Genomic DNA, 13,744 nt, shown 5'->3' with positions numbered 1-13,744 from the left:
GAGCGTTGTAAGAGCCTATCCGAAAAAGCCTATCCGCAAACGTCCTGGACTTAGCACTGGGCTTTAACCACTGAGGTTTTTGGGATAGCTTTAATTGTCCCCAAGCGACTCACTCAGGATCCCTGCTCTTGTTGCAGCAAACTCTCTTTAGAGTCGCCCCAGTAAGCGCTATAGGTCCAAACTTCGTTGTTTCCTTTTGTTTCCATTGACCAGCGGTAAATCGCGGATTTTGGGTCTACTCCAATCTCAAGCAACTTTGCGCCCATGTAATACTCCATCTGGCGTTTGGTCATGTCTTTGGAGTCACTGGGTTTACTCTTCTCAATAGTGCGGGACAGATGTGCCTGGGTATGTTTTGCCATGGGATTTCTGATAATTCGCTCACTCATAGCATAAAAGTTTTTGAGGATGGCGAACTAGTCAAGCACCACGACGGAATTGAGGTTTTTGTGGTTTTCTAATGCTTTAACGCAGCACCAGTCCAGAGTTCAGGGTTAGTGTCAGGTCCGTTGTTGGGTGAACGACCACTACTTCTTTGCGCCGTTTGCCCAGGAGCAGCCCACCCAGGGCACCCGCACCCGCACCCGCTAAAACCTTGCCGAAGGTAATGCGGCGGCTGCCTGTAATACCAGACAGAATCGTCGCGGCACCAGCTCCTACGGCAGCCCCAGTGGCGATCGCCGTACCGTTGTTTTCGCTTACCTCTTCAATCCGGGTCACTTCCCTGGAATCAGCGCTAATTGGGTATGAGGTGCCATCTGGCAAAATTAGGGTTTCGGAAACAAAGCGGGAACCATAGCCGGATGGCACCATGTTGCCCCGAATTTCGCTACCCGCAGGCACCAACATGGCACCTGCGGTGTTACGGATGTTACTTGCCACCCTTAAGGTGATGGGAGCGGTTTCATCGGGGGCAACTACGATTTTGTCAGCCTCGTCATAGCGGACGGGGATGCGAGTGCCAGCGGGAATGGTTTGTACCGTGGAGGGATATTGACCTGAGGGATACTGCCCTGATGGGGGAAACAGTTGAGCCACGGTGTAGGGAGTGGGGGTAGCTGAAACGGATGCCGGAGTCATGAAGGGCGAGATCGCACTGGATACGATTCCAAATGCAACAACCAGGGCAGGACCAGCCTGCCAGCGATCAAGATTTAACATGGTTGATTACCAAGCAATACGGGGGGTAATGGTTAATTAGAGTGATGATTTGGGGGAAAAGTTCCGTTCACTTACCCAAAAAGGCGCGGACATATTTGGTGTAAACAGTTGGGCATTCCAGATGAACCGCATGACCGCAATCTGGGACAACTTCTAATCGAGCCGTTGGGCAACAGTCAGCTATTTCCTGGTTAATTGTGCAAAATTTGCGATCGCGCTCACCCACTAGCAGCAGCAATGGCTGTCGGTGATGTGCCAGCAGTTCCCACATAGAAGGTTGGTTGCCTGCACTGAGGCTACGGAGAGACTTTGCCAGTTCACCAGGTCGGTTGTGCGATCGCTGCTCCCGGATTGACTCGAACTCTACATGCTGCTGTAAGGACTGAAATAGCGGTTGCCCATACCACTGGTTTAAAAAAGCGGGAAAATCTGCTTCCAGTTGGTCAGCCAGAAGGCGATCGCGCTGCAATCGCTGCTGCCGTTCCTGTTCTGTTTTCAGCCCAGGGGAAGCCGACTCCAAAATTACTTTGGGAAACCGATCAGCAAAGTGGATTGCCAGATATAGCGCTAATCGTCCCCCCATTGAGTAACCAGCCAGCCAGCACAGAGGAATCCCGTGTTCATCTAACCAACCGACTAATGCTCTAGCGGTGTCAGACATCCTATAGAGATCTTCCCCTCCCTCCACCTGTGTGTGACCATGCCCCGGCAAATCCACTGCGACACAACAAAACTGGTCTGATAATTGAGCCATCACCCGCTCAAAATCTCTGCTACTCCCCAAAAAGCCATGTAAAAACAGCACTACAGGTAAATTAGTAGCTCCCTGGATAGATGAATGGAAATGGTAGGGCATGGGGGAGGAGTAGAAGGGTGGAGGAGGAGAGGAGTGGAAGGGTGGAGGAGTGGAGGGTGGAAGAATGATCTATTCCCTCATCCCCCTCACCCCTTAACGCTCTTTCTGCTGCTGATACCGTTCTTTAAACTCTTGCTGCTGTTGCTTGTGGTCTACGATCGGCATGGGATAGCCACAGCGATCGCGTTCTTCTGGAGGTATGTTGCCAGTCACCAGGGCTTCCGTATCCACACTTGCCAGTTCTGGAAGCCATTTGCGGATGTACTCTGCATCGGGGTCAAATTTTTTTGCCTGACTTGCCGGGTTAAAAATCCGTAGAGGTTTGGGATCCATACCGCTGGATGCACTCCACTGCCAACCGCCGTTGTTTGCTGCCAGATCACCGTCAATTAGCTTTTGGAGAAAGTACTTTTCGCCCCGCTGCCAGTTGATCAACAAATCTTTGGTCAGAAAGCTGGCAACAATCATGCGGCAGCGGTTGTGCATCCAACCAATTTCGTTCATCTGGCGCATGGCGGCATCGACGATCGGGTAGCCCGTTCTGCCTTCACACCAGGCTTGAAAGTATTCCTCATTGTCATCCCAGGGAAACTCTTTCAGGGCTTCCCGATAAGGACCATCTGCCAGTTCTGGGAAAAAATACAGAACATGCTGGTAAAACTCCCGCCATGCCAGTTCTTGCTGCCAGGTTTGAATTCCGTTTCTGGCTTCGTCGCTGCGGGTATTTTCCAGAGCCGTCTGGGTCGCTGCCCAGACAGTGCGGATACCGATTGCACCAAACTTAAGCGGGGCACTCAGTCGAGAAGTACCAGGATTGGCTGGAAAGTTTCGCTGCTCGGCGTATTCCGTAATGGCGCGATCGCAAAAGTCCTCCAGTATTCCCTGGGCGACTTCCTCTCCTGGCTCGACCAGCAGATCACCATCCCAAACAAAACCTAAATCTTTCGCCGAGGGCAACTCAATTACACCCGCCTTCTGCGCTGACTTTTGCTCCTGCTCGGTCAATCCCTGCACCCCTGCAAGCGTTTCATGAGGAGCTTCTTTGGGCTTACGGCTCCAGTTGCGCCAGAAGGGAGTGTAGACCGTATAGGGTTGACCTGACCCTGTTTTGATGTCCTGCGGAGCGTGCAAGAGTTGATCCCAGAAATGATAAACCTCGATTCCTTGTTCCCGCAGGGCGGCAGCGACCGTGCGATCGCGATCGCGGGAATACGGCTCCACATCTTTGTTGAAATAGACTGCTGAAGCATGGAGAGCAGTTGCCAGTCGAGGAATCCCTTCCCGGGGATTCGCCTTCAAGATTAATAACTGGCTACCGGCTTCAACATATCGCTTTTGCAATTTTTGCAGGCAACCTATCAGGTAGGTCACTCTGGCAGGTGCAATATCATCTCGTTCCAGGATGTTGGGATCCAGACAAAAGACTCCAACGATTCTGGCAGAACACTGGCGAGCCGCCGCCAGCCCTAAATTATCCGCAATCCGCAAATCTCGACGATGCCAGAACAAAATTAAATCAGACATATGTTAGTGGTTCACCAAAGGAACTTTGCCCGGTAATCTAAACCCAGAAAAACCAATTTGCGGGGTTTTGAAAGGTTGCAAACCCTTCAAAATCTGCATTCCAGACTATTAGTGGTTTGTCAACTGTGTGTTTGTGAGCCTGGAATAGAAAAGGGATGATTATTTTAGGGTTTTAAGCCTACAAACTAAATTCTTGACAGACCACTCGTTCATTAGCAAACAATGTTTTAAGAACAGACAGCCCATTTCAGTGATTCAATAGCCCCACTTTGTGGGCATGCTTTGCTTAAAGAGCTTTACAGGCAAGCACCTGTTAATACAATGTTCCACAAATCCTGGATTCCGGTCTGGCTCATATTGATTCTGGTATTTATCGGATTTGGTGACAAGTTTTTGCCTCAACCCCTGAGTGGTGCCAGTTACAAAACTCGCACGACTATCAACCAGGTGATGATGGCATCGTTCAAAATATGGACACCTAAAAACAAGCCCTACGATCGCACCGAACGGGCACTGGAACAAGAGAGATCTGGAAAAAGCCCTTAAAAAACCAGTTACCTGCTACTCGCTTCTATGGCTGCCATTTTCAAGCCTTTTGGGCGATCGCCACAGGTCTATCTAAACATGCCGCTTTGTATTGACCGACGGGATACTGGTCAATGTGCTGAAAGATGGCAACTGGCGCAACAATCCGGCAGCTAAAAAACTCAATCGCGGTCTTTCCATCGGGAAAGAGTCGCACTTTGGGTGAAAAATCTTTTGGCTCATCAACCTTCCACTGCCAACTTACCTGGGTTGGGAGGGTATTAATCAGGCGATGGTGAGTCCAGTTACAGGATTTGCCCAGTGCCCCCAGTTCTCGTAATTCCCGGCGCAAAATGGAAGCTACGACATAGGTAGCAGGGGAGCGATCGCCCGCAATGGCATCCATTACATCGGGTAATGCTCCTTCAGGATGGGGAGGTTGGGTGCGATCTCCGCTGGTGATGAGGGCTTTTTCTAATTGAGCTGTAGTACTCAGCATCTCTGGCACAGCCCAGGTCATTCCAGTTCCATCATTGGGTGTGCGATACAGATAGCAAACCAATCGCATGTCTGGCTTCAGATGCAGTCCGGGTAACTTCATCAGCGCATCTCCCGGATTGGCTGAACTGATAAACCACTGACCCCTGACATTAGGAGCGTAGGTTGCTTCTTCAACGATTCCACCAAAGTTAAATAATTCTCCCAGGTCGCTGAGGGAGTCTGGTTCTGGCAGTTCATCCACCTCATCGTAGGAAGACCACAACCGGGGATGGTTCTCAGACTTTGGCAAAGCCAACACCGTCCTAATGTGTTGGCGAATTTTCTGAACACTTTCGAGGGGGATTTTTTGAATAGACATAGGGAACATCCACCTCAGTGGGACAAAAGAAAGGAAAAGCCGCTGGTGGCTACAAAACCTGTTCTAGATCCTAGTGTTCCCACTTATTTGTGCAGCATTGATAGGAACAATGTTTAACAATACTTGAGGAGGACAGGAAAGTGAGGAGTCAAGACGACTTTGCCGCTCCCGAAAATCGAGATTTAGGCATTTGTTTGTCCTAAGTAGGCGGTTCAAATTAATTGTAAAAAGGGGGAGTGGGGGCTGCGCCCCCAGGCACGGGGTTCCACCCCCTCCACCCCCAAAACTATCTTTAATCTAATTACACCCGGCTACTTATCTGGGATTGAAATTCTTTTTCAGACATCAAATCCTGAGTGTTTTCCACCCGATCCAGAAAGACAATCCCATTCAAATGGTCGAGTTCATGCTGGAAGATACGGGCAACGAAGTCGGTTAATTGCTGCTGATGCTGTTTGCCCTCTCGTCCGATATATTCAACTTCGATCGCTTGGTACCTGGGTACCAAGCCTCGAATACCAGGGATACTGAGACAGCCTTCCCATCCCTTTACCATCTGCTCAGAATGGGCGAGGATACGGGGGTTAATCATTGCCGTTGGCTCCATTTCGGGAGCATCCGGATAGCGTGGGTTAGGACGAGATGCCACAATAAACATGCGTCTGGACTGAGCTACCTGGGGCGCAGCAATCCCAACCCCATTTGCCTTGCCCACCGTCAGCATGAGATCCTCAATCAATCTTTGAATACACGCTTGATGAATATCCAGGACTGGCTGCGATCGCTGACGCAAAACCGGATTACCCAACTCAATTACCGATAGAACTTCAGCCATAGAAATGTGGGAGGGAAAGAGGAAGCAGAGTGAAGAGTTGAGAGTTAAAAGTTTTGAGTTTGTGGGTAATGGCAAAAGGCAGAGCCTTTTGCCCCAACACCTGACACCTAATACCTAACCCTACTCATTCTGAGCCGTCCTGGCTGGAAAGGGTCCGGGCTGAGCTGAGAGCGCAACCGACTGCCCATTACGATTTAACTCCACCTGTAAGGTGCCGCCAATGGTGGCGCGATCGACTGCCTGCTGCACTTCGTCAGCCGTTTTCACAAGCTGACCATTGATTTTTTTGATGACATCGCCAATTTTAAATCCGGCTCTAGCGGCAGGAGAATCCGGCATCACCCGTACAATCAGGACTCCCTCATCATCCTGAACATTGACATCGATTTCCTTCGAGCGGTTCACCTGATCCCTCAGTTCAGGAGTGAGGGTTGTCATCTGAATACCCAGGTAGGGATGATCTACCTTTCCTTTGGTAATCAACTGATTGGCAATATTCTGAGCCGTGTTAATTGGAATTGCAAAGCCCAAGCCTTGAGCGCCTCCAATGATGGCGGTGTTCATGCCAATGACCTGACCACGCTGGTTCAATAAAGGACCACCGGAGTTACCAGGATTAATTGCCGCATCGGTTTGGATAAAGCCAACCCGCTTATCAGGTACTCCCACTTGGGAACTACGACGACCCGTTCCACTGATAATGCCAACGGTCACGGTGTTGTCTAACCCCAGGGGGTTACCAATCGCGACCGCCCATTCACCTGGTCGGAGCGAATCCGAATTGCCAACGGCAACCGTGGGTAAATTGTTTGCTTCAATTTTGATCACAGCAACATCAGTGAGCGTATCATTACCCAGGACTTTACCCCGAAATTCTCGACCATCCCTCAGCTTTACAGTCACCGTGTCTGCACCGCTGACCACATGGGCATTGGTCAGAATCAGCCCATCAGACTTGATGATAAAACCTGAACCAGTGCCCTGCTGCACGCGGCTTGAGGGTGGCGTAGGCACATCAGAGCCAAAGAATTGCCGGAAAAACGGGTCATTCAACATGGGAGGAACCCGTGTTTGCACTGTCCGGGAGGAGTCAATCCGCACAACCGCAGGACCCACCTGATCGACGACATTAACAATAAAGTTGGGATCCGTTGCCGAAAGCAGCCCGCTGCCTTGACTGGGTGCCTGTGCCACCAAAGGCGCGTCGCTAGTAATGGCTTGAGCAATGGCTGGTTGAGAAGGTGAAGGGGCAGATGAGAGCAGGCGATCGCCTGCCACCGCTGCCCCAGCCCCAACCAAAGGCAACATTAACAAAATGGCTGGCTTCTTCCAGGAGAACCGACGAGATTTGTCTGATTTGTCTGAATTATTGATTGAATTATTCATTGTCATCACTATCTAAGTTGTCCGCTAGGTTTGAACGATTGTGTCAAAAGGTGGGTGGATGCTGTATGAGCCGTATTGCAGTATCTTGAAGGGCAACTACACAATCAAAGTGACGCTGGGATCAACCATACAACTATCCTACTGATTCAAGATGTTAGATGGCACGTATGACTTTTAGATAACACTCAAATTACGCCGAGATGAAAATCAATAGTTACGGACCGGGGGTCAGGTTCCAGGTTTCAGATTCCAGATGTTCAAGTAGGCAGGGATAAGGGGTTCAGGAGATCCATTTAGCTGCTACAAATCACGGTCAGTCATAGACTTACCTGATAAACCATGACGTTGAAAAGCAAATTTTTGCTCCCACTGTTGATCATTTCTTTAACACTAGCTCAATCGTGCCTGACAGAACCCAAGCATTGAGCCAGGTAGGAAGTAAACACCCGACACCTACCACCATGTCAATCTGTCATTTCAAGTTCATCCTTGAAACACAGGATTGACAAACGGGCTTGATACCTTTTAATCACAGGTGAATGAACTGTAAGGACAGACGAGCCGACACCAGTTTGGTGCTCCTCACACTCAGTTGTCACTCAGCGGGAACAGGTTTCTGTATTCTCTCTGAAGGCGACACAGAAGGCTCCGTCTGTCCTCTTTCTTTTTTTGGCATTACTAAAAAGCAGGAATGCTTCTTTAAATGAATTGCTGGGTCAATTCACAGGTTAAATCGACCCGCCCTTGAGGCAGTATTGCGGGGTCAAGGGCGGATTTGCCCATCCTGCGGGAAGCAAGCTACATCCCTAACCCTTGTATCTTAAGAACCAGAGAGAAGGGAGCTAGAACTCCGTGCCCTCGTACCTATTTCGCACTCTGAATTCCGCCCTGACGGAAACAGGGGTGCCAAACTTACGCCGCAGTTTATCAGGTCAAAACTCTCAACTCAAAACTCTTGCTCCTTCATCCCTACCTCATCCCGCTACTCGTTTCCTCCAGTTACGATAAAATCAAGTGATTTTTCCTTGGGGTGACGATGCAGTACCGACAACTGGGTGACAGTGAGCTTCAGGTTTCTGAAATTGGTTTGGGGACGATGACTTTTGGACAACAAAATACATTGGAGGAGGCGCATCAGCAGTTAGACTGTGCCCTGTTCCATGGGGTCAATTTTATTGATGCCGCCGAGATGTATCCGGTGCCTGCCCGTCAGGAGACCCAGGGGTTGACGGAAGAATACATTGGTCAGTGGTTGGTCCGAAAACAGCGCGATCGCCTGATTATTGCGACCAAAATTGCCGGACCTTCCCGCCACCTGGACTGGATTCGGAATGGTCCCAATGCCATCGATCGCCCGAATATCGAGCAAGCCGTTAACGACAGCCTAAAACGCCTGCAAACGGACTACATTGACCTGTACCAGATTCACTGGCCCAACCGCTACGTGCCTCTGTTTGGACAAACCGTGTTTGACCCGAAGCAAATCCGCGCCACTGTTCCCATTGCTGAACAACTCACTGGGTTTGCCGATCTGATCAAAGCAGGCAAAATTCGCTACCTGGGACTGAGTAACGAAACCCCCTGGGGTGTCGCCCAATTTTGCCAGGTTGCCCGCCAGTTGGGTCTGCCGAAAGTGGTTTCGATTCAGAACGCTTACAGCCTGATTAACCGCGTGTTTGAAACGGCTCTGGCAGAAACCTGCTACTACGAAAACTTGGGGCTGTTGGCATATAGCCCTTTAGGGTTCGGGTCACTGACCGGCAAATATTCACAAGAGAAGCCTGCCGATGCCCGCTTAACCCTGTTTCCTGGTTTTGGGCAGCGCTACTCCAAGCCCAACGTGGATGTTGCGGTTGATGCCTATGGGGCGATCGCCAAACAGCATAACCTTAGCCCTGTTTCCCTGGCACTGGCATTTGTGCGCCAGCAATGGTTTGTCACCAGCACCATCCTTGGCGCAACCACCCTCGCCCAACTTGAAGAAAATCTTGCCAGCCTTCAGATCAACCTCAGCCCAGAAATTGTGGCAGAAATCAATGCGGTTCACAGTCGCTATCCCAACCCGGCACCGTGAAGGGGGAGAATTGAGAGTTGAGAATTGAGAGTTCCCCTCAGCCCCCTGCTCCTCCCTTTCTATCCTTCACTCTTCGCTTGTGAGCGACTTTAAACGAATTCTCCACAAGTCATCTAACCGTCCGGCTCCAATCGTTAGCCCTCCCCGCAAACCGTTGTCTGGGGTAAGTCCAATCGCAAAAGAGCGACCCAGTGGTATTTGTCCTAATCTGCCATAACCCAGAATATTGTCTGGATCGGCAATCGCACGTTGATTAAGCCGAACAGTCAGTTGCCCACCACCCGCAAAGTAAATAGTGGCTAAATCCTGGTTAAATTCCACTTGAGTATCAAACACACCGCCCGTCTGGTAGGAGTAAACCTGGGCATCCAGTTTCCTACCATCAATATTTCTGCCCTCGTACTCCGCTGCACGGGCAGGGGTGCTTAGCAACAGTAGAGAAGTAATGGCGATCGCCCATGCTTTCATAAACCAACCTCAAAATTCACCTTTTCACAGGCTATATCTCCAGGTTAAGCCAGGTTTCCCAGACTGTGCGATCGCCCAGGCATCAGAATTTTGATTCTGTCAGGCTTTGATTCCATCAAGTTTTGATTCCGCCAAACACATAGGCGCGCCCAGCTCAAAGACTAAGCACCCGACTCAGAACATCCGATACGCAATACCCAATACCAGGTGCCCGATACCGGAATCCTTGCTAATGACCCATCAAAACTTCTGAGGGATTACTTCCTGAGCCGGAGCAGTTGGAGCTGGAGTTGGAGTTAGGGACGGTGCTGGCTCAAACAAAGGGGTTTGGCTCGGTTCAAACGATTCGACAAGCGGATAGCTAATAAACGTTGGGTCTAACTCGCGCGGGAAATAACCTCCATCAATACAGGTGCTAATTGCCTGGGTGGAAGGATACTTAGCCGCCTGGGTCGTGCCCACGACACAATTAGCAAGCCGATCGGGAAACAGACTCCGACGACAGCCATCGAGTACGTCAGCAGCGGTGGCTCCCTCGACTCTGCCATTAATATCAACCACACAGGATGCCATTTCCTCGGGACGACGCACCTGACGGCAGGCGGAAAGGGCATCCGCCGCCGCGATCGCATCCACACTGGCAACCCTTTCAACACACTTGGACAAATCACTCGGCACTAGCGTGCGGGCGCAGGCAGAGGTGGCTTCTTCAACAGAAAGCTGGAGATTGATCAAACGGGATGTGCATTGGTCAAAATCCCTTCTACTCGGTCGATAGTCGTTCACTCTTGGAAGCGGAAAAGGGAGGGCGATCGCAATCGGTGCTGGAACGACCGCAGCCACAAGACCAGCAACGATACCCAGACCAGACAGACCGCGAACCAGCCTTCTGGCTCCTAAGGTCAACAATGAAGGTTGAGAGAGTTGAATGCTCACGGGTCTATGAAGATTAAACAGTCTGACTTGCATGATACACGCTTTCTCCAGTAGACAAAAGCGAACGTAACCGATATTACCCCTGGTCAGGGCGATCGTTCCCCAACAAACTGAAATCTGGCACCTTTGATAGATAACCCAACGTAACAAAATTTGCTTTCTGTATCGCCCAATTCGGACACGGTAATCAACTAAAGTGTTAAAGATACTATGAATCCGTTCATTAAAAAACCAGAGAAAAAACCAGAGGATACCCCGGTATGCATCTGAGCGAGATTACCCACCCTAACCAGTTGCATGGTTTGTCTGTTTACCAGCTCCAGCAAGTTGCCCGTCAAATCCGCGAAAAACACCTACAAACCGTTGCAGCTACAGGCGGACACCTGGGTCCCGGTTTAGGCGTTGTCGAGTTAACCCTTGCCCTTTACCAGACGTTGGATCTGGACCACGATAAAGTCGTTTGGGACGTAGGGCACCAGGCATACCCCCACAAGCTGATTACCGGCAGGTATTCTCGCTTTCACACGCTACGCCAAAAGGATGGGGTCGCTGGTTATTTGAAGCGATGTGAGAGCAAATTTGACCACTTTGGGGCTGGTCACGCCTCTACCAGTATTTCAGCCGCTTTGGGAATGGCTCTGGCAAGGGATATACAGGGCGAGAAGTACAAAGTAGTCGCTGTGATTGGAGATGGTGCCTTAACCGGTGGTATGGCACTGGAAGCGATTAATCATGCCGGACATTTGCCTAAGACCAACCTGTTGGTTGTCCTAAACGACAATGAAATGTCCATTTCTCCCAATGTGGGTGCCATTCCCCGTTATCTCAACAAAATGCGCCTCAGCCCTCCCGTTCAATTTCTGAGCGACAATCTGGAAGAACAGTTCAAGCACCTCCCCTTTGTCGGGGACTCCCTTGCCCCCGAATTGGATCGGTTTAAGGAAGGGATGAAGCGCCTGGCAGTGCCCAAGGTCGGGGCAGTGTTTGAAGAATTAGGCTTTACCTATATTGGACCCATTGATGGGCATAACCTGGAAGAATTGCTTGCCACGTTTCAGCAGGCTCACAAAACTCCGGGTCCTGTCCTGCTTCATGTGGCGACCACTAAGGGCAAGGGCTATGAGGTTGCTGAGCAAGATCAGGTTGGTTACCACGCTCAAAATCCCTTTAATCTAGCAACTGGAAAGGCAATTCCGTCCAGCAAGCCCAAACCGCCTGGCTATTCAAAAGTGTTTGGCGAAACATTGACCAAACTGGCAGAAAATAACCACCGCATCATTGGCATTACTGCCGCGATGGCAACAGGCACGGGGTTAGACATTCTGCAAAAGCGGGTGCCAGAGCAGTACATTGATGTGGGAATCGCTGAACAACACGCCGTTACCCTGGCTGCCGGACTTGCCTGTGAAGGAATGCGCCCGGTTGCCACTATCTATTCCACCTTCTTGCAGCGGGCATTTGACCAGATTATCCACGATGTCTGCATCCAAAACCTACCCGTGTTTTTCTGTCTAGATCGGGCAGGCATTGTGGGGGCAGACGGTCCGACACACCAGGGGATGTATGACATTGCCTACTTGCGCTGTATTCCCAATATGGTGCTGATGGCTCCCAAGGATGAGGCTGAACTTCAGCGCATGATTGTGACTGGAATTGAGCATACCGATGGACCGATTGCCCTCCGCTATCCCAGAGGCAACGGCTATGGTGCGCCTTTAATGGAAGAGGGTTGGGAACCCCTACCCATCGGCAAAGGGGAAATTTTGCGGAATGGGGACGATTTGCTGATCATTGCCTATGGATCCATGGTTTATCCATCCATGCAAACGGCAGAAATTCTGCATGAGCATGGCATTGACGCTACGGTAATTAACGCCCGCTTTGCCAAACCTCTGGATACTGAGCTAATTTTGCCCCTGGCACAACAAATTGGTCGGGTTGTGACGATGGAAGAAGGCTGTCTCCCTGGTGGTTTTGGTTCGGCGATCGCGGAAGCACTCCTGGATGCTGACATTGCCGTCCCCCTGACCCGGATTGGGATTCCCGACAAGCTGGTTGACCACGCAACCCCCGATCAATCTAAAGCTGAACTGGGACTGACCCCGCCCCAAATGGCAGAGCGGATTTTGAAGCTGTTCAGTCAACAGCCATCTGTTGTTGGAGTTTAGGAGGTTGTTAGCTGTTGGTTGTTAGTTGCTAAGGAGCAACTACTGGTCACTCATCACTGGTGATTGGTAGTTTTCAACTCTCAACTCTCACCTTAAGTTCTAACAAAAAAGGCAGCCGATGGGCTGCCTTTCAATTAGTGCATGAGGTGCAATTTAAGTCTACAAAGAGTGCCGCTCCTGGATTGACTGGTTACAGTTTTCGATACCACTTATTGCGATACCGCTTGTAGAAACAATGGACTGATACTCTGTAGCGTCAGTTCAGCAACTATTCAAAGGGTGTCTGGTGTCAGGAATGGTAGCCAGATTGATGTCAAGGTCTAGTAAGAGCAATGGGCAGGGACAATGGGGAAACCGTCACACCCATTTGGACCAACCCTTTTAATCTCCGCCACACTATAAACAACTAAGCGTTTAACTGTCTCAACTGCCCCCCAGAGTCTCGCCTGAGGGGCAATTTATTCTTTAAAGCTTATGCTTTAAAGCAACCGGAAGATAAAAGGATAGCGGAACGGTTGATCTGGGGTGTTCAGGCAGTGAACGATTGCCCAGGCGGTCAATCCCCAATGAACCAACCACCAGATTCCACCTGCCAGTCCAAAGGTGATAAATGACAACGGAATTAGAATCAGCCCGTAGAGCCAGACATTGAAGTGAAAGTTAATCGCTTCCCTGGCGTTGTCTTTGACAACAGGATCATTGGACACAAATAGAAGGGCGATCGGAATTCCGATTGAAACCAGCAGTCCACTGAAAAAGATCGACCCGTGAGCCAGGGAAGACAATAGTTTGCGCTTATCCGCATCAAAGACTTCAGGCGTTTGCATTGGCAGCCTCACATCCATTGGGGCTTTACTACACTTGCCAATATACAGCGAACTTTGGATTTAGCAGGGAGTGGGAATACGAATAACAGGGCAGGGTTTACCGAAAGCGGTTGCCCAATATTCCG

13 protein-coding genes are annotated in these 13,744 nt (G+C 50.3%); 3 read left to right on the top strand and 10 right to left on the bottom strand.

Going from position 1 to position 13,744, the window contains the following annotated elements:
* Positions 1-113: 113 nt before the first annotated feature.
* The 4 genes from AC1S52_RS10275 to AC1S52_RS10260 all read right to left on the bottom strand — a co-directional run bounded on the left by AC1S52_RS10275 (position 114) and on the right by AC1S52_RS10260 (position 3,541).
* Entirely contained in the window at positions 114-362 is a 249-nt protein-coding gene (locus tag AC1S52_RS10275) for a hypothetical protein (protein ID WP_482028905.1), read from the bottom strand.
* Positions 363-465: 103 nt separating this feature from the next.
* Positions 466-1,161 carry a hypothetical protein gene (locus AC1S52_RS10270; protein WP_482028904.1) on the bottom strand — a complete coding sequence of 232 codons (696 nt, stop codon included), beginning with the start codon at positions 1,159-1,161 and terminating at the stop codon, positions 466-468.
* A 67-nt stretch (positions 1,162-1,228) separates the two neighbouring features.
* On the bottom strand, positions 1,229-2,017 hold the full coding sequence (gene menH / locus AC1S52_RS10265; RefSeq protein WP_482028903.1) for a 2-succinyl-6-hydroxy-2,4-cyclohexadiene-1-carboxylate synthase: 789 nt from the start codon (positions 2,015-2,017) through the stop codon (positions 1,229-1,231).
* Positions 2,018-2,110: 93 nt separating this feature from the next.
* Positions 2,111-3,541, bottom strand: a complete 1,431-nt coding sequence (locus AC1S52_RS10260) for an FAD-binding domain-containing protein (protein ID WP_482028902.1) — start codon at positions 3,539-3,541, stop codon at positions 2,111-2,113.
* 321 nt (positions 3,542-3,862) lie between these two features.
* Here AC1S52_RS10260 and AC1S52_RS10255 point away from each other — a divergent pair, with 321 nt between their 5' ends.
* Positions 3,863-4,087: a hypothetical protein gene (locus tag AC1S52_RS10255; RefSeq protein WP_482028901.1), complete on the top strand. Its 225-nt coding sequence runs from the start codon at positions 3,863-3,865 to the stop codon at positions 4,085-4,087.
* 40 nt (positions 4,088-4,127) lie between these two features.
* Here the strand turns inward: AC1S52_RS10255 and AC1S52_RS10250 are convergent, their stop codons facing one another.
* The 3 genes from AC1S52_RS10250 to AC1S52_RS10240 form a co-directional block, all read right to left on the bottom strand.
* A complete protein-coding gene (locus tag AC1S52_RS10250) occupies positions 4,128-4,925 on the bottom strand; it encodes a hypothetical protein (RefSeq protein ID WP_482028900.1) in 798 nt (265 codons plus the stop codon).
* A 301-nt stretch (positions 4,926-5,226) separates the two neighbouring features.
* On the bottom strand, positions 5,227-5,760 hold the full coding sequence (gene def, locus AC1S52_RS10245; RefSeq protein WP_482028899.1) for a peptide deformylase: 534 nt from the start codon (positions 5,758-5,760) through the stop codon (positions 5,227-5,229).
* 120 nt (positions 5,761-5,880) lie between these two features.
* Positions 5,881-7,146, bottom strand: coding sequence for an HhoA/HhoB/HtrA family serine endopeptidase (locus tag AC1S52_RS10240; RefSeq protein WP_482028898.1), 1,266 nt, complete (start codon positions 7,144-7,146; stop codon positions 5,881-5,883).
* Between the two features lie 1,036 nt (positions 7,147-8,182).
* On the opposite strand from AC1S52_RS10240, the gene AC1S52_RS10235 reads away from it, so the two are divergent.
* The gene (locus tag AC1S52_RS10235; RefSeq protein WP_482028897.1) at positions 8,183-9,220 is read left to right on the top strand and encodes an NADP(H)-dependent aldo-keto reductase; all 1,038 of its coding nucleotides are present in this window, start codon (positions 8,183-8,185) and stop codon (positions 9,218-9,220) included.
* Positions 9,221-9,286: 66 nt separating this feature from the next.
* Here the strand turns inward: AC1S52_RS10235 and AC1S52_RS10230 are convergent, their stop codons facing one another.
* Positions 9,287-9,688: a hypothetical protein gene (locus AC1S52_RS10230; RefSeq protein WP_482028896.1), complete on the bottom strand. Its 402-nt coding sequence runs from the start codon at positions 9,686-9,688 to the stop codon at positions 9,287-9,289.
* Between the two features lie 240 nt (positions 9,689-9,928).
* A complete protein-coding gene (locus AC1S52_RS10225) occupies positions 9,929-10,657 on the bottom strand; it encodes a hypothetical protein (protein WP_482028895.1) in 729 nt (242 codons plus the stop codon).
* 227 nt (positions 10,658-10,884) lie between these two features.
* Here AC1S52_RS10225 and dxs point away from each other — a divergent pair, with 227 nt between their 5' ends.
* Entirely contained in the window at positions 10,885-12,792 is a 1,908-nt protein-coding gene (gene dxs / locus AC1S52_RS10220; protein ID WP_482028894.1) for a 1-deoxy-D-xylulose-5-phosphate synthase, read from the top strand.
* Between the two features lie 479 nt (positions 12,793-13,271).
* On the opposite strand, the gene AC1S52_RS10215 is transcribed toward dxs, so the two are convergent.
* Positions 13,272-13,619, bottom strand: coding sequence for a DUF4870 domain-containing protein (locus AC1S52_RS10215; RefSeq protein ID WP_482028893.1), 348 nt, complete (start codon positions 13,617-13,619; stop codon positions 13,272-13,274).
* Positions 13,620-13,744: the final 125 nt, after the last annotated feature.

The organism is Kovacikia sp. CALU 1929, assembly GCF_056784235.1.
This window is presented reverse-complemented; position numbering and strand designations above follow the sequence as displayed.